The sequence below is a fragment of the Mediterraneibacter torques genome (genome assembly GCF_044591705.1).
In the GTDB taxonomy this organism is placed as follows: domain Bacteria; phylum Bacillota; class Clostridia; order Lachnospirales; family Lachnospiraceae; genus Mediterraneibacter; species Mediterraneibacter torques.
This window is the reverse complement of record NZ_CP172594.1, coordinates 264145-280470: the sequence shown is the minus strand read 5'-3', so window position 1 is coordinate 280470 and position 16326 is coordinate 264145. Positions and strand designations below refer to the sequence as shown.

Genomic DNA, 16326 nt, shown 5'->3' with positions numbered 1-16326 from the left:
CCATGTTACTATGCGTAATATATAAATTATACAAAACTTTGTTTATTTTGTATAGATTACCGTAACATTTTTGTAAGGTCGTTTTTGCTTTTTGGCATTTTTACTATTTTTATCTTGCCGCTTCACATATTAAAGGATATTTTTTGTGCAGATTTTCATAGTTCTTCCAATAACATCATCAGTTCATCTAATGTCTCTGTCTCATTTACTCTGCGCCGGAGATCTGCCGCTCCTGTCAGTCCTTTCGTGTACCAGGCTACATGTTTGCGCATCTCCCGCATTCCCGCAAATTCTCCGCGATACTGAATCTGAAGCTTTGAATGCCTGAGGATCATATTCCGTATTGCCTCTTTATCAGGTCTGGGCGGAGTTACTCCGTTTTTTTCCTTGCCGATCATTTCCGAAAAGATCCACGGGTTTCCCTGTGCGCCTCTTGCGATCATAATTCCGTCGCATCCTGTCGTTTGAACAAGTTCTTCTGCTTTTTCCGGTGTAGTGACATCGCCGTTTCCGATTACAGGAATGGAAACCGCCTCTTTCACCTGCCTGATAATGTCCCAGTCCGCCTCTCCGCTATAATACTGCTCTCTCGTCCTTCCGTGAACCGCAACCGCCGACGCTCCCGCTTCTTCCGCCGCTCTTGCGACTTCGACTGCATTTACATGCGCATCGTCGAACCCTTTTCGGATTTTTACCGTAACGGGCTTCTCTATTGCTTTAACGATCGCGTTTACAATCTCATAAACAAGAGAGGGGTTTTTCATCAAAGCAGACCCCTCCCCGTTTTTTACAACTTTCGGTACCGGACACCCCATATTGATATCGAGAATCGCAAAAGGACGTTCTTCAATTCTTTTCGCCATCTCGCTCATAATCTTCGGATCAGAACCAAACAACTGCAAAGATACCGGCTGCTCTTCTGGATGTATTTCCATGAGTTTCTCTGTATTTTTATTTTGATACAAAATTGCTTTTGCACTAACCATTTCCATCCCTAAAAGACCCGCTCCCTGTTCCTTGCACAGCAAACGAAAAGGCAGGTCTGTCACCCCTGCCATAGGTCCTAATAGGTATCGGTTTTCCAATTCTACATTTCCTATTTTCAGCTTCTTCATCTTTTTTTCTGCACTTTCTCATGAATCATTCGCAAGCCGTTCAGTGTAAGCTGTGGATCATACAGATCTATGCATTCTGTTTCATCGGCGATAATTTTACCCAGCCCGCCTGTGGCAATCACATAGGCATTTTTATATCCCGACTCTTCTTTCATTTTTTTTACTATATATTCCGTCTGTCCGATCGCTCCGTATACAAGTCCTGCCTGCATTCCGCTAATCGTCTCCGATGCAAGCACGGATTCCGGTCTTCGGATCTGAATCGCCGGAAGCATCGCCGCTCCGTCCCACAGAGAACGTCCTGCCGTTTCAATGCCCGGGGCGATCACACATGCTTCAAGCGTACATTCAGGACCTATCAAATCATACGTCGTAGCCGTTCCGAAATCAACCACGATCGCAGGTCCTCCTGCAATAGCATACCCCGCTGCCGCATTGACGATTCTGTCCGGTCCTGTCCGCGTCGGATTTTCAGTCACAACACGAACTCCTGTATCTGTCTGAGAAGATACGATCATCGGTTCCGTTCCTAAATATTTGATAATACCGCTTGTAAAAGAGTGCATAATGTCGGGGACAACCGACGCAACGATCACCGAATCGATCTGCTTTGAGTCGATTCCTCTGTGCTCCAGTATTCCGCATATGGTGAATCCGTATTCGTCTGATGTCCTCGCCCGTTTTGTCGTCATACGGAACATACCGAGCAGGAACTCTTCCTCGAACACACCCATTGTAATATTTGTATTTCCTATATCAATCGTAAGAAGCATTGTCTTCTTCCTCCCGCTGTACCGAATCTTTTCATCGGTATTTTCCAAAAATATATTCAATATATATTTTCGATTTTATCTGATCGGCCGATCAACATTCTGCCGTCAATATTTCATAACTTTGTTCAAAGCTCTCTCCCGGCTTCACTTTATTGATATATGGTTTTTCCGAAAGTTCTTTGTCAAAGCCGACATCGTCGCACCGTCCCATCCACGGTTCAAGACAGACGAAAGGAGCGTCTTTCACAGACCAAATGCCGAAATTCGGAAATCCTTTACATTTCATGCCTACATATGGTTCTCCACCTTTGTGACAGAGCCATACTTCGTCAAACTGACCGCCGTCAAAAATCAGTGCGTCGTGTTCAAACATTTCCTCATTCAAAGCGCAGAATCCATCTTCCAGCTCCAGCTTGTACACTGTGCCGGGATCGGCTACACATTCGGAGAGATCTACCAGAATATATTCAAGTGCCTTTTTATCCGGAAATTTCAACTTATAATCCGTCTTTTTCTCATCCGCTTTTTGAAAACGGAAAGCCGGATGCCCACCGATCGTAAAATACATATCGTCGTCTCCGGTATTGTGCACTTCCCATTTCACGATCAGGCTGTTTTCTTTGAGAATATATGTAACGATCAGTTCAAAATCAAAGGGATATACTTCTTTTGTTTCTTCCCCTGATGAGAACAAAAACGCTGCCTTATCGGGCTTTGTACAGATGCATTTAAAATCGTTATCCCTTGCGAATCCGTGTCCTGACGTCGGATAAGATATTCCGTTAATCTTTACTTTATTTTTATAGGTTTTTCCTACGTTCGGGAAAAGGATCGGGGAATGTCTTTTCCAATACGTGGGATTTCCCTCCCACAGAAGTTCCGTCTCTTTCTTTTTATCATATATACGGGTAACCTCAGCCCCATGCTCTGAAATCTCAATACAGAGCCGTTCGTTTTCCATTTTCATTGCCTCTGTCTCCTTTTCCCTGAATACTTTCTTTTGCTTTTACACTGCCCGATCCACATCCGGTTCAGGCAGCGCATGTCCTGCCTTCACATATCTCATTTACCGGCATCCGGCACAGATCTTATTTACTGCTGTCTTCCTTGTTATTTGAATTACTGTCGGCATCACTGTCTGAATTTTCTACCTGAACACAATTATCCACAAGGTAATCAAGCACAGCGTCTCTTAAAATCGCAGCTTTCAGCACATCTTCTCCAACCTGTTCTACATAAGCATCCACATCGGCTCCCGCCTGCTCTGCATATTCTTTGAATTTTTCTTTGTATTCTTTTTCTGACGGCTCAAGTTTCTGCTTTTCCGCGATCAGTTTAATTGCCTCGTCAAACGCCGCTGTCTGCTGTGCGCTTTCTTTTACTTTTGAATTAAACTCATCTTCTGTCATCTGCAGATATGTCGTGATGAACTCAGACAATTCAATTCCGTATAATCCTGCCATCTGTGTATAGTAATCTGTCATCTGCTTTTTCTGTTCTTCCACAGCGTCTTTCGGATATTTTTTCACATCGATCTCTTCGAGAAGCGCTTCCTGGATCTCTGATTTTAATGTTGTCTCATTTGCTGTCTCCGCGCTGCTTTCAATCTGTTTACGGACTTCTTTGCGGTATTCGTCCGCTGTTTTTGCCGTCTTGCTGTTGCTTGCCACCCACTCGTCTGTCAATTCCGGAATGTTTTGTTTGTAAATTTCATTCAATACGATGTGGAAACGTGCAACTTTTCCTGCCACATCTGTTCCCGGATAAGAATCCGAAAACTTCACTTCTATATCGAATTCTTCTCCTGTACTGTGTCCGATGATCTGATCTTCAAATCCGGCATAACCGCCCTCTGCTCCGATAAAGCTTCCGCTTCCGAGCTCCAGATCGGATCCCGTCGCTGTTCCCCCTTCAAATGCCACATCATCGATATATCCTGTATAGTCAATGTTTACCCAATCGCCTTTTTCCGCCGCACGATCTTTGATCGGCTCTTTTTCTGCCGCCGCATTTAAGTTTGCCTGAACAGACTGCTCAACCTGCTCATCTGTCACTTCAACCTTTTCTACCTGTGCAACTTCAAGACCTTTATACTGCTTTACCGTTACATAGTCGTTTGACAATGTTTTACTTCCGCATCCTACAACGGAAAGAGCCACCATTGCCGCAAGCATCATTGATACAATTCTTTTTTTCATAATAATCTCCTTTTTTGTCCGCGTTTTATACGCGTCTTTTATTTATATTTATTTTTACTGCATGCATATTTGCCGTACGTTTTTTTGATTTTCACGTACGAGTTCCATCTATATACGCCTGATCTTTCCTTTATCATCCTTTTACAAAAGCGGGGAAAGCAAGCGCGAAAACTGTTCTTTCGCTTTTATGACAAGTCCTCTTTCATCATATACTTTCCTTGTCACCTGCGTACACAGCGTCATATCGTTTTCAAACGCACGTTCCAATCTTTGTACTGTACGCTCGCTGTAAATCACTGCGTTCACCTCAAAATTCAACCCAAAACTCCGAAAGTCCATATTTGCCGTTCCGACACATGCGACCATGCCGTCGATACTCAATGTCTTAGCGTGAAGAAATCCGTTGTTGTACACATAGCATTTTGCTCCGGCGGCAACCATCTCTCCGATATAAGAGTAAGTCGCCCAGTAAACAAACGGATGATCCGGCTTGCACGGTATCATGATCCGCACATCAACGCCTGATTTTGCGGCGATTTTCAAAGCGTCCAAGATCGAATCGTCCGGTATAAAGTACGGCGTCTGGATATAGACATGATCCTGTGCCCTATGAATAAGTCGTAAGTAATTGTCGTGGATCATCTTCGTTTTCGAGTCCGGTCCGCTTGATATGATCTGCACCGGATCTCTTCCGTTTCTCGTATATTGCGGAATTTCAAACAATGAATCTTCTAAAAACAAGTTTTCTTTCGCCGCATAATTCCAATCGAGAACAAACCGGACTGCCAGCGACGTTACCGCCGCGCCTTCGATACACAGATGGGTATCCCGCCAATAACCGAATTTCTTATCCCGTCCGAGATACTCTCTTCCGACGTTAAATCCTCCTACAAAACCGACTCTTCCGTCAATAACAACGATTTTTCTGTGATTCCGGTAATTCACACGAAGCTGCAGCTGCCCAAGCAGCGCCGGGAAGAATTCCGCAACTTGAATTCCTTCTTTTTCGAGGCGCTCCCAGTCACGGTTTTTCATCGTTCTGCATCCCATACTGTCAAAAAGGACACGAACTTCCACGCCTTCTCTCGCTTTTTGAATAAGTACCTTCTCTACTTCCTGCCACAATTCATCGTTGCGGATAATGTAATACTGCATGTGGATATATCTCTTCGCCTGCTTCATCTCTTCTATAAGCGCACGGAACTTCTCTTTTCCGTCCGTATAAACGCGAATATCGTTATTATCTGTCAGAACCGCTTCCCCGGCTTCCAGATTATAAAGAATCAGATCTTTAAACCTTGACATCTCCGGATTCGCCATGCGAAGCCGTTTATAATAAATCGTCTCCTCCTGCCGCCGGACTGCATATTTTAGTTCACCTTCGATCTCTTTTGCTTTAAACATCCTGCTCTTGTGGAAATCCTGTCCGATGATCAAATACATAACAAATCCGAGGATCGGTATAAAATAAAGCAAAAGCAGCCATGTCCAAACAGTCTGCGGGGATCTGCGCTGAAAAAAGACGATGACCAGCGCAAGGAAAATATTGATCAGAACAATATTATCCATAATAAAATTATAGACACTCACCGCTGCGTTCCAAATCATTTCTGCCATAAATAATATAACTCCTTTTTATGTACTTTCATGTACTATAACAGTATACTCGTTCACCTACTCAAAAGTAAACCCCTTTTTACTTGCACTACACAAAAAACAATGTTACAATGATATTTGCGTAAATGCGGAAAATAACATTATACAGTAGGATTTAGGAGGAGTTGTCATGAGTACATTCACCATTGTGATGATCGTCATTCTCGTGATATTGATCGGGGTGCTCGTCGGTCTTTACATTTTCGGAAAGAAGGCCGAGAAAAAACAGGCGGAACAGCAGGAGCAGATGGCAGCGGCGGCACAAGTTGTCAGCATGCTCATCATCGATAAAAAGAAACTAAGATTAAAAGAAGCGGGACTTCCGCAGATGGTCGTAGACAATACGCCGAAGTATCTTCGCCGTACAAAAGTTCCGGTCGTAAAAGCAAAGATCGGCGCAAAGATCATGACTCTTATGTGCGAGAACAAAGTGTTTGAAGTTCTTCCGGTGAAAAAAGAAGTCAAAGCGGTTGTAAGCGGACTCTACATAACAGAGATCAAAAGCGTACGCGGCGGTTCTATCGAACAGCCTGAAAAGAAAAAAGGATTTTTCAAAAAATAATTAAAAAGCAAAAAAACAGACGTCACGAAGGAATATTCCTTTTCTGCTGCGTCTGTTTTTTGTTATTTTTCTTTCCTACCGGATATCCAGCTGCATGGAGACCCCTTTACTGTTTCGCGGCACAATGCTCATATTAATGCGACAGTCTGCCATAGGTTCGTGATTTACATCTAATTCATAAGCGACTTTAACGCCGATCTGATCTTCGTCTACGCTGATCTCCATATTTTTTGTATTTACGCCTACCAGCATCTGACCATAAGGTGTCTTATAATATGTCAGATTTTTTTTATTTTTTTCAAATACCATATGAGAGGAAGTAACTCCGCTTTTCATAATTTCAAGACAGTCCGTTCCCGTGATCTTGATCTTATTTTTAATCGTGCCTGCCATTCCTTCAAGAACTTCATCATAGAGAATATAATGTTTTCCATTCCGGCAGTAATAATTTGCCGGAGTCACAACTTCAATCCCATCTTCTCCGACTTCATATCCCCTTGCAGGATCGTCCATAATATCGATATGTTTCCCCGAAATGCTGACTAATACATCTTTTGTCATCAATCTAATACTCCTCAATATTCACTACATTCGTTGTCGGCACGTCAAACGGCATTACTGTATTTGCGAATCTGCGGAATTTTTCCGCCGCATCACTTACATAAAAGGAGTATACACTGTGCTGTGCATCTGTCCCGTCATTTGCCATTTCTTTTTCATACAAAAGCTTTTTCAGATCCATAGCCGTTTCATATGCCGGATTCACAATCTTGATCTCCTCTCCGAGATAATCGCGGATCTTAGATCTAAGAAGAGGGTAGTGGGTGCACCCCAAAATCATAGCGTCAATCTGTGTGTGCCGCATTGACTCCAAATAATATTCGATCACTTCTTCTGTAACAACATGTTCCTTAAACCCTTCTTCCACCAGCGGAACAAACAGCGGACATGCCTTTTCGATCACTTCAATATCCGGAGCCATGCTTTGGATGACTTTCGTGTACATTCCGCTCTGTACAGTCGCATCCGTTCCTATAACTCCGACTTTCTGATTCCGGGTTGTCTCTACAGCCGCTCTTGCGCCCGGGATCACAACACCCATGATAGGGATATCAAATTCATCTCTCACGGCATCCAGCGCCAAAGCGCTCGCCGTATTACAGGCAATAACGATCGCTTTTACCTGCTTTGTTTTCAAAAAGCGTATAATCTGCTCTGAAAAACGGATGATTGTATTCTGCGACTTACTTCCGTACGGAACTCTTGCCGTGTCTCCAAAGTATACGATATTTTCATTCGGAAGCTGCCGGGAAATCTCCCTCGCAACCGTAAGTCCGCCCACTCCGGAATCAAAAACTCCGACAGGCGCGGTCTTTTTGCAGTCCATTTGCATGATTCCCTCCATCGTGCAAACAGCCGGTATAAATTTATACCGGCATGTTTTTAGAAATATATGTCTGTTTTTTCTTACAGTGCAAGTGTTTTTGCCACTTCGTACTGATACTCGGATACTGTTTTTTTCATAGCCAGAGCTTCTTCGATATCATAGTCTACATACTCGCCGTTCTTATATCCTACTACACGGTTTGTTTTTCCCTGACAAAGAAGATCAACTGCCATAGATCCCATGATCGAAGCATATACTCTGTCTTTACATGTCGGGCTTCCTCCACGCTGCATATGTCCGAGAATAGTCGCTCTCGTCTCAATACCCGTCGCCGCCTCGATTCTCTTTGCCATGTTGATCGAATCGCCGATACCTTCCGCATTGATGATAATGTAATTTTTCTTACCGCGTTTTTTATTTTTCAAAATATCATCAATGATCTCCTGCTCGTCAAAGTCATGCTCTTCCGGCATAAGGATACGTTCTGCTCCATTGGCAATACCGCACCACAAAGCAAGATATCCCGCGTCACGCCCCATAACTTCGATGATGCTGCATCTTTCATGAGACGTCGAAGTATCACGTACTTTATCGATCGCTTCCATCGCCGTATTTACAGCAGTATCAAATCCGATCGTGTAATCTGTGCAGGCAATATCAAGATCGATCGTTCCCGGAATGCCGATCGTATTTACGCCGAGGTTCGCAAGTTTCTGAGCTCCGGCAAAAGAACCGTCTCCTCCGATAACTACAAGTCCGTCGATACCGTATTTTTTACAGATTGCAGCCGCTTTCTGCTGTCCTTCTTCCGTACGCATAGATTTACAACGCGCCGTCTGAAGGAACGTACCTCCGCGCTGGATCTTCTCAGACACATCGCGCGCTGAAAGATCAATGATCTCCTCCTTCAAAAGTCCGTGAAATCCTCTTCTGATACCACGCACTTTCAGTCCTCTTGAAAGCGCCGTTCTTACGACTGCACGAATAGCCGCGTTCATACCCGGCGCATCACCGCCGCTTGTAAGAACTCCGATTGTACGGATCTGATCTTCAATCTCCTCTAAGTACTTTTCTTTTTGATTCTCTGCCATGATTTTTCCACCTTTCTGCAAAGTGTCGCTATTAATAATATTTATTCATTGTAATTTTTTTAACAATAGTCGAAAATTATTCTACATTATTTAGAAGTGGTTTTCAATAGCTTTTTCAACCACTTTTACCCGACTTTCACCAAAATGGTTCATTAACCTGCTTAAAACCTGCTCATTGATCTGAATATTCCGGTTTTTCGGCAGTCGTTTCACTGCCCGTTCTTTTGCGCAATATATAATAACCTCGTCTTCGCCTTCCGAATCTGCCAGGTATCCGTAAACGATCTGTTCTTCATCAAGAAACGTCTCTTTATCCGGAAATTGAATCCACAATTCTCGTTTTGTCCTCTCAAAGGGGATCACTTTCTCACAGATCAGCTTACTTGCCTTCTCGTCTTCTTCCGAAACCCTTCCGCTGATAAACACTTTCTCGTTTATTTCAAGCCATTGACGATTTTTCTCGTAATCTCTCGGAAAAATAACAACTTCCACAGTGCCGAGCAAATCTTCCAGCGTAAGGAACGCCATCACCTGATTCGTCTTTGTGTACTTGACCGTCTTGTCAACGATCATCCCTCCGACAACCGACTTTTCTCCGTCATGCACCTTCGTTCTATTCAGTTCCTCGTCAAACTGAAAATCTGCCGTTGTAGCCGAAATCATCCGCCGCCATCTCTCCTCGTGCTCCTCAAGCGGATGACCGCTTATATAAACGCCGAGCACCTCTTTTTCAAACGCAAGCTTATTTTCTTTTGAATACTCGCCTACATCAGGCATTCTGATCTGAAAATCCGCCTTTTCTTCTTCTCCCACAAGATCAAACAAACTCATTTGACCGGACATGGAATATTTTTTCTCCTGATTCACATGATCCATGATCTGAATATAAATACTCATGAATTGTTTTCGGGTTCCGCCTAAAGTATCCAACGCCCCTGCTTTGATCAGATTTTCAATAGTTCGCTTGTTCAGTCCTTCTTTCGATGAAACACGGGTAATAAAATCTTCAAGATTTTTATATGGACCAAATGTCCTGCGTTCTTCGAGCATCGCCCTAACAACCGGTCTCCCGACACTTTTGATCGCAGACAGCCCGTATCTTATATTCCCTTCGTCAACCGAAAAATCCGCTTCTCCGTTATTAATGTCAGGAGGAAGGATCTGAATGCCCATCTGCCGGCTTGCATAAATATATTCAGCTACTTTCGACGGATTGTCTATCACCGATGTCATAAGAGCCGCCATATATTCAACAGGATAATAATATTTCAGCCACGCAGTCTGATATGCCACAACCGCATATGCGGCCGCATGCGACTTATTAAACGCATAGTTTGCAAAGTCAAGCATCTCATCATAAATCTTATTCGCAACCTGCTCGTCAATTCCGTTTTTTACACATCCCGGAATACCGGAAGCCTCGTCACCGTACAGGAAAATCTGCCGTTCCCGTTTCATCTCTTCGCCTTTTTTCTTTGACATGGCGCGCCTCAAAAGATCGCTTCTTCCGAGGGAATATCCCGCAAGGTCGCGAACGATCTGCATAACCTGTTCCTGATAAACGATACAGCCGTATGTCGAATTCAGGATCGGCTCTAACTGCGGGCAGTCATATGAAATTGAAGAGGCGTCGTTTTTCCCTTTGATGTACTGCGGAATAAAATCCATCGGACCGGGGCGATATAGAGAGATTCCGGCGATCATATCTTCCAGACTGTTCGGTTTCAGCTCTTTCATAAAGCTTTTCATTCCCGCGCTTTCCAACTGGAAGATGCCGTCTGTTTTTCCGGTCCCGATATATTCAAGCACTTTTTTATCATCATAATCCAGCGTGTCCATATTTACCGAAGGATCTTTTTTTCTCGCCATAAGAACCGCATTTTGTATAACCGTCAACGTACGAAGTCCCAGAAAATCCATTTTCAAAAGTCCGAGCTGTTCCAGTGTCGTCATCGTAAACTGGGTCGTCACCGAGCCGTCCGCCGCTCTCGACAACGGCACATATTCGTCAACAGACTTCTGACTGATCACGACTCCGGCCGCATGCATAGAACTATGTCTCGGAAGTCCTTCCAGTCTTTTCGCCATCTCGATAAGATATTTTACTTCCTCATCATCTTCACACATCTTGCGCAGTTCAGGATTTACCTTCAACGCTTTTTCAATCGTCATCTTCGGCTCCTGCGGTATCATCTTCGCAATCGAATCGACAAAAGCATACGGCATATCCATCACACGCCCCACATCTCGAATCACACCTCTTGCCGCCAGCGTTCCGAATGTCACGATCTGAACAACTCTGTCTTTTCCGTATTTTCTCACAACATAGTCGATCACTTCCTGTCTGCGTTCATAACAAAAGTCAACGTCGATATCGGGCATGGAAACACGTTCGGGATTCAAAAAACGCTCGAACAAAAGCTGATATCTGATCGGATCGATCGTCGTAATTCCCAGGCAGTAGGAAACAATACTTCCCGCTGCAGACCCCCGGCCCGGTCCGACTGCGATCCCATGATCTTTCGCATATTTTATAAAATCCCACACGATCAGGAAATAGTCTACATACCCCATATTTTTGATCGTGCCCAATTCATAATCAAGCCGTTCCCGAAGTTCATCCGCCCGTTCTGCATAGCGTTTCTCAAGTCCTTCGTAACACAGTTTCCGTAAGTATTCCCACGATGTATATCCGTCCGGGACGTCATATTTGGGAAGCTTTGTTACCCCGAACTCAATCTCCACTAAACAGCGGTCCGCAATCTTCTGCGTATTTTCAAGCGCCTGAAGCGCATACGGAAAAAGACTTTTCATCTCTTCTTCAGACTTGATGTAATACTGTCCGCCTTCATATCTCATCCTGTTCTCATCCGCCAGCCTTTTCCCTGTCTGGATACACAAAAGGATATCATGCGCTTTTTCGTCTTTCGCATAAGTATAATGCACATCATTCGTCGCCACAAGTTCGATCCCCGTTTCCCGGGACATTTTCAAAAGCTGTTGATTTACAAGACCCTGATCAGGCAGACCGTGATCCTGCAGTTCTAAATAAAAATGATCTTTTCCAAAGATATCTCTGTACTCCAACGCAGCTTTCTTCGCTTCGTCATATAAGCCTTTCATCAGATATCTCGACACCTCGCCTGCCAGGCAGGCGCTCAGCGCGATAATGCCGCTGTGATATTTTCTGAGAAGTTCTTTATCTACACGGGGTTTGTAATAGTATCCCTCGACAAAGCCTTTTGATACGATTTTCATAAGATTGGCATAACCTTCGTTATTTTCCGCAAGAAGTACAAGGTGATAATACCTGTCTTCTCCTCCGGTCACTTCTCTGTCAAAACGGGAATTCGGCGCGACATAAACTTCACACCCCAAGATCGGATTAATTCCCTGACTTTTCGCCTCTCTGTAAAAATCAATCACTCCGTACATTACTCCGTGATCGGTGATCGCCGCACTGTTCATCCCAAGCTCTTTCACTCTTGCAACATATTCTTTTATCTTGTTAGAACCATCCAGAAGACTGTATTCTGTATGGACATGCAAATGTGCAAAACTCATCTTTCACCTCGTAAGCCGACCCGCAAAAGGTCTATCTGTTCTTGTTTACCGCAAAAATCTTTCCCACCTCGTTGTCGATCTGTATCTTTCCTTGTTTCAGAAGTCTTCCGACCGCACGTTTAAACGCCGCTTTACTCATCCCCATCTCCGACTTAATCCTCTCCGGATCCGCCTTATCTGTAAACGGAAGCATGCCGCCATTCTTTTCAATACGTCCAAACACCTTATCCGCATCCGCATCCATCTGTTCCGGTATCTTCCCGCGTATGCTCAGATCAAGCTTTCCGTCCGGCTTCACAGCCGTCACCCTCGCTTCAATGCGCTGACCGATATACATCTTCCCGTAAACTTCCCGCTTCGGGATCATCGCCGAATACTGATCGTCCACAGCGACAAACACGCCGAAATCCCGACTTAATTCATACACTGTTCCGCTGACCATATCGTCTTTTTTGTACGGTGAATCAGTACGAAGAAGCTGATACACTTTCATCGTCGCACACAGTCTGCCGCTCTTATCTATATAAAGACTAACGAGACATCGATCGCCTTTTTCTACTCTTTCCGTCTGTTCTTTGAACGGAAGCAGAAGTTCTTTTTCCAATCCCCAATCCAAAAATGCTCCGATCCTTCCAACATCCGTCACTTCAAGCACAGCCGTCTTTCCGATCGTAAGCTTCGGTTCATTCGTAGTTGCTATCATACGATCTGATGAATCTTTATATAAAAACACCTCTATCGGATCTCCGACTTCTATCCCTTGCGGCACCTGCTTTTTAGGCAGAAGCACCCTCTCTTCGTCGTTGCCCAGATATACGCCGAAATCAACGATCTTCACAACAGTCAGAACTTGTTTTTCTCCCAGTTTCATACATTTTCTCCTTTATTGTTCTGAAACAAAACTTTCTATTTATTGTATCACACCCGGATCGATTGTTCCATACTCTCCGTCAAATCCGGAGTTCCATTTTATCTTCCCTTTCCGAAGTTTGTCAACCAGACATCCCGTCTGTTCCCCTGCCGTCCGGCTGATCTGTTCTACAGGTATCTTTCGCAGCACTTCAAATTCAGGGCCAAGCTGCACAAGAAGCCGCATATACTCTCGTTCTGTACGTTTCCCTTTCACAGCAAATCCATTTGCCATGGCAATCACTTCCTTAAGCGGGATCAGACTCTCAAACGGTTCTTTCCCCGCCGCAGACTTCGCCTCCTCTTCCGATCTGTCTGCCATCTCCTCGATTCTGTGAGCCACTCCTACCGTCACCGCGCGCCCGCATACAGGACATACTCCTCCATGTGCTTTCGTCTCCGCAGGAGTAAAACAAACTCCGCATTTTCGATGTCCATCCAAATGATACTTTCCTTCCTGAGGGAAAAATTCAATCGTTCCGCACAAACCGTTTCCCGTCCGAATCGCCTCTGCAATGCCTCTGTAAGAAAGTTCCACATCAAAAAGAGTCGCTTCCCGACCTAAATTTCCCGGAGAATGAGCGTCCGAATTAGAAATAAGCCGATAATCATCCAATACAGATACTCTTCGGTTCATCAACGGATCTGACGAAAGTCCCGTCTCCATAGCATATACATAGGAAGTCATATCGCCGAAACACTCATCGGGCGTTTCAAATCCCGAAAACTCTCCGAATACCGAAAAATGCGGCGTCCATATATGAGCCGGAATATAAATCGAATTCCCACACTCGTCAAGCGCCAGTTCAAGAAGGTCCCGACAGTCAAGCCGAAGTGTCGGCCGACCGTCCGAACAGATATTTCCAATCTGTGAAAGACGATCCGCGATCCGCTCTGCCGCCTCAAAATCCGGAAGGAGAAGTAGACTGTGCACCTTCCGGGAACGTCCTTCTTTTTTATACACCGAACTGATTTCCCCACTTATAATAAAACGCGGAATCATCTCTTTTTGTCCACGCCCGTATGCGTCGATTTTTTTCCCGTCCGCTTCATCATAAAGTCTGTATTCTTCTTTCAATATATATAATCCATCTTCCGCAGGAGCCAGCTTTTCTTTTAACTCCGCCCGCCATGCCGGATGTGTAAAATCACCTGTCCCAACAATATGAATTCCTTTTCTCCTTGCCCATAAATCAAGATATTCCAGCGTACATGTCTTGCTCGTCGCATAAGAATAGCGGGAATGGATATGAAAATCTGCAATATACATTTTATCTCCCCGATCTGATTTTGCGGTATTTTCCGCATTTTAGGTAAATAGTTCAGCCATACAGCGTCCGTCTATGAGTAAAACAGTGGCATCAGCCACGATAAGCACACAGTGCGGTTTTACGAATAGCGCGGGCTGAACTGTTACCATTTTAATTCATTTATTTTATAATCCCTTCCGCATTTGATGCCATTGTTCTCCGCCCCAAGATGAATCCGATATCCCTTCATCTTCAAAGCCCATCTTTTTGTACATCTCGACTTTTGCGTCAAGACATGTCAGGATCAACGCACATCTCCCCTGCTGCCTTTGTATCCCGGAATACCGCCGCATCAGTTCTGATGCCACTCCGATTCCCCGGTACTTCGGCAAAACTGCAAGACCGAGTATCATCACGTTATCACCTGTCGGATCATGCAAGTCTGCATTCCTGAAAAATTCATCTTTCAAACAATCCCCGTCCGTTGCCAGACCATTCAAAAAACCTGCCACTTCACCGCTTTTTCTGTCAACCGCCACAAAAAACAATTCCCGAATCTTAAGAGCCCGCTGCTTCATCATCTCTTCGGTACACGCCTCGTTAGGAGGGAAACATACTCTTTCGACAGACGCAGCCTGCACAGCTTCCTCAGAGAATATAGTTCGGAACTCGAATCTTTCTTCAAGCTTTATTTTTTCATTTATTATAATACTTTGCTCAAAATCTCTCATGTCATACACTCCTGCACTCTCTGCCGTCATATAACACAGCAGCAGATCTTCTTTTTAAATTGTAGTATACTGTCTGAGGAAATTCAAGGAAAAGAACTCTCTTCCTCCGTTCCTGTTTGCTTATTTACACCAAACATATTAAACTATACTCAAACCTGCCACTACATAATTACCGGAAGCACTAAACGACACATTTCAGTATTGTGAAAAGCCACCGTTCCAGCAAACAGCTCCTAATACCACTGTTCCACCTGACAGTCTGCCCACACCTTATAATGATCCGCTCCTTATAATAATGAGAAACAAGAGGAAACAATGATATACGAAATAAAAGACACAAACAAAATTTCACCTTTATTTGGACACTGGGAAGAAACCCTTATCTGGTCATGCCTGCAGGGAATCATGGGGAAAATATATGCAAACGACCTCACCGCCCCTACTGCGGCTATGGCCGTGATCGGGGATTTCACCTTTTTCGCAGGCGAACCATGCCCGGAACTGATCGCTTATAGACCGCCCCACTGTACTCAAAACTTTATGATCGCCGTTCCTCAAAATAAACTTTGGGAAAACATGCTCACTCAATTTTACGGTAAAAAAGCAAAAATAATTTCTCGCTACGCAACAAAAAAGGAACCTCCTATTTTCAATAAACATCATTTAGAAAAAATCGTCGCTTCCCTGCCAAAACAATATACACTTTCCATGATCGACTCGCACTTTTACAAATTATGCAAATCAGAAGCATGGAGCAAAGATCTCGTATCACAATTTTCAACTTACGAAAAATACCGCCGTCTCGGAATAGGCGTTGTAATATCCAAAGACGGGCTGATCATATCCGGTGCTTCATCCTACTCCAGATATCAAAACGGCATCGAAATCGAAATTGACACACGAAAAGAATACCGGAGAAACGGCTTTGCCTGCATATGCGCCGCAAAACTGATCTTAGAATGCTTAAAGCGGAACTTATATCCCAGTTGGGATGCACATAACAAAGCATCCGCCGCACTGGCAGAAAAATTAGGGTATCATTACAGTCACGCTTATACGGCGTTGGAAATATGGGATTATTAAGATTATT

Annotated in this window: 14 protein-coding genes; 2 read left to right on the top strand and 12 right to left on the bottom strand. The window is 44.2% G+C overall.

What is annotated here, in order from left to right; all coding sequences use genetic code 11:
- Nucleotides 1-155: 155 nt before the first annotated feature.
- The 5 genes from dusB to cls form a co-directional block, all read right to left on the bottom strand.
- Nucleotides 156-1115 (bottom strand): tRNA dihydrouridine synthase DusB, encoded by a 960-nt coding sequence (gene dusB / locus ACH9UM_RS01255; protein ID WP_004847407.1) that lies wholly within the window; start codon nt 1113-1115, stop codon nt 156-158.
- Nucleotides 1112-1888, bottom strand: coding sequence for a type III pantothenate kinase (locus tag ACH9UM_RS01250; RefSeq protein WP_004847405.1), 777 nt, complete (start codon nt 1886-1888; stop codon nt 1112-1114). Before ACH9UM_RS01250 ends, dusB begins: the two co-directional genes overlap by 4 nt.
- Nucleotides 1889-1979: 91 nt before the next feature.
- Complete coding sequence (locus ACH9UM_RS01245) at nt 1980-2855, bottom strand: aldose 1-epimerase family protein (RefSeq protein ID WP_278360694.1); 876 nt, start codon at nt 2853-2855, stop codon at nt 1980-1982.
- 121 nt (nt 2856-2976) lie between these two features.
- On the bottom strand, nt 2977-4086 hold the full coding sequence (gene tig / locus ACH9UM_RS01240) for a trigger factor (protein WP_009242430.1): 1110 nt from the start codon (nt 4084-4086) through the stop codon (nt 2977-2979).
- 141 nt (nt 4087-4227) lie between these two features.
- Nucleotides 4228-5703 carry a cardiolipin synthase gene (gene cls / locus ACH9UM_RS01235; protein WP_004847397.1) on the bottom strand — a complete coding sequence of 492 codons (1476 nt, stop codon included), beginning with the start codon at nt 5701-5703 and terminating at the stop codon, nt 4228-4230.
- Nucleotides 5704-5872: 169 nt separating this feature from the next.
- On the opposite strand from cls, the gene ACH9UM_RS01230 reads away from it, so the two are divergent.
- On the top strand, nt 5873-6304 hold the full coding sequence (locus ACH9UM_RS01230) for a hypothetical protein (RefSeq protein ID WP_004847395.1): 432 nt from the start codon (nt 5873-5875) through the stop codon (nt 6302-6304).
- 75 nt (nt 6305-6379) lie between these two features.
- On the opposite strand, the gene ACH9UM_RS01225 is transcribed toward ACH9UM_RS01230, so the two are convergent.
- The 7 genes from ACH9UM_RS01225 to ACH9UM_RS01195 form a co-directional block, all read right to left on the bottom strand.
- Nucleotides 6380-6865, bottom strand: a complete 486-nt coding sequence (locus tag ACH9UM_RS01225; protein WP_004847393.1) for a DUF1934 domain-containing protein — start codon at nt 6863-6865, stop codon at nt 6380-6382.
- 4 nt (nt 6866-6869) lie between these two features.
- Nucleotides 6870-7697, bottom strand: coding sequence for a glutamate racemase (murI, locus tag ACH9UM_RS01220; protein ID WP_009242435.1), 828 nt, complete (start codon nt 7695-7697; stop codon nt 6870-6872).
- Between the two features lie 74 nt (nt 7698-7771).
- Complete coding sequence (gene pfkA / locus ACH9UM_RS01215; RefSeq protein ID WP_004847387.1) at nt 7772-8782, bottom strand: 6-phosphofructokinase; 1011 nt, start codon at nt 8780-8782, stop codon at nt 7772-7774.
- Between the two features lie 90 nt (nt 8783-8872).
- Nucleotides 8873-12346, bottom strand: coding sequence for a DNA polymerase III subunit alpha (locus tag ACH9UM_RS01210; protein WP_009320662.1), 3474 nt, complete (start codon nt 12344-12346; stop codon nt 8873-8875).
- 31 nt (nt 12347-12377) lie between these two features.
- A complete protein-coding gene (locus ACH9UM_RS01205) occupies nt 12378-13217 on the bottom strand; it encodes a S1 RNA-binding domain-containing protein (RefSeq protein WP_004847381.1) in 840 nt (279 codons plus the stop codon).
- Nucleotides 13218-13256: 39 nt separating this feature from the next.
- Nucleotides 13257-14525, bottom strand: a complete 1269-nt coding sequence (locus ACH9UM_RS01200) for an endonuclease Q family protein (RefSeq protein ID WP_004847378.1) — start codon at nt 14523-14525, stop codon at nt 13257-13259.
- Between the two features lie 165 nt (nt 14526-14690).
- Nucleotides 14691-15236 carry a GNAT family N-acetyltransferase gene (locus ACH9UM_RS01195; protein WP_009242437.1) on the bottom strand — a complete coding sequence of 182 codons (546 nt, stop codon included), beginning with the start codon at nt 15234-15236 and terminating at the stop codon, nt 14691-14693.
- A 315-nt stretch (nt 15237-15551) separates the two neighbouring features.
- On the opposite strand from ACH9UM_RS01195, the gene ACH9UM_RS01190 reads away from it, so the two are divergent.
- Nucleotides 15552-16319, top strand: coding sequence for a GNAT family N-acetyltransferase (locus ACH9UM_RS01190; RefSeq protein WP_004847374.1), 768 nt, complete (start codon nt 15552-15554; stop codon nt 16317-16319).
- The last annotated feature ends 7 nt before the right edge of the window (nt 16320-16326 follow it).

What these genes read in the sequence shown, in the direction of transcription:
- ACH9UM_RS01200 (WP_004847378.1), bottom strand. Translation starts at nt 14,525, where the DNA reads ATGTATATTGCAGATTTTCATATCCATTCCCGCTATTCTTATGCGACG.
- ACH9UM_RS01210 (WP_009320662.1), bottom strand. Translation starts at nt 12,346, where the DNA reads ATGAGTTTTGCACATTTGCATGTCCATACAGAATACAGTCTTCTGGAT.
- ACH9UM_RS01230 (WP_004847395.1), top strand. Translation starts at nt 5,873, where the DNA reads ATGAGTACATTCACCATTGTGATGATCGTCATTCTCGTGATATTGATC.
- ACH9UM_RS01245 (WP_278360694.1), bottom strand. Translation starts at nt 2,855, where the DNA reads ATGAAAATGGAAAACGAACGGCTCTGTATTGAGATTTCAGAGCATGGG.
- tig (WP_009242430.1), bottom strand. Translation starts at nt 4,086, where the DNA reads ATGAAAAAAAGAATTGTATCAATGATGCTTGCGGCAATGGTGGCTCTT.
- ACH9UM_RS01195 (WP_009242437.1), bottom strand. Translation starts at nt 15,236, where the DNA reads ATGAGAGATTTTGAGCAAAGTATTATAATAAATGAAAAAATAAAGCTT.
- ACH9UM_RS01205 (WP_004847381.1), bottom strand. Translation starts at nt 13,217, where the DNA reads ATGAAACTGGGAGAAAAACAAGTTCTGACTGTTGTGAAGATCGTTGAT.
- murI (WP_009242435.1), bottom strand. Translation starts at nt 7,697, where the DNA reads ATGCAAATGGACTGCAAAAAGACCGCGCCTGTCGGAGTTTTTGATTCC.
- ACH9UM_RS01190 (WP_004847374.1), top strand. Translation starts at nt 15,552, where the DNA reads ATGATATACGAAATAAAAGACACAAACAAAATTTCACCTTTATTTGGA.
- dusB (WP_004847407.1), bottom strand. Translation starts at nt 1,115, where the DNA reads ATGAAGAAGCTGAAAATAGGAAATGTAGAATTGGAAAACCGATACCTA.
- ACH9UM_RS01225 (WP_004847393.1), bottom strand. Translation starts at nt 6,865, where the DNA reads ATGACAAAAGATGTATTAGTCAGCATTTCGGGGAAACATATCGATATT.
- pfkA (WP_004847387.1), bottom strand. Translation starts at nt 8,782, where the DNA reads ATGGCAGAGAATCAAAAAGAAAAGTACTTAGAGGAGATTGAAGATCAG.
- ACH9UM_RS01250 (WP_004847405.1), bottom strand. Translation starts at nt 1,888, where the DNA reads ATGCTTCTTACGATTGATATAGGAAATACAAATATTACAATGGGTGTG.
- cls (WP_004847397.1), bottom strand. Translation starts at nt 5,703, where the DNA reads ATGGCAGAAATGATTTGGAACGCAGCGGTGAGTGTCTATAATTTTATT.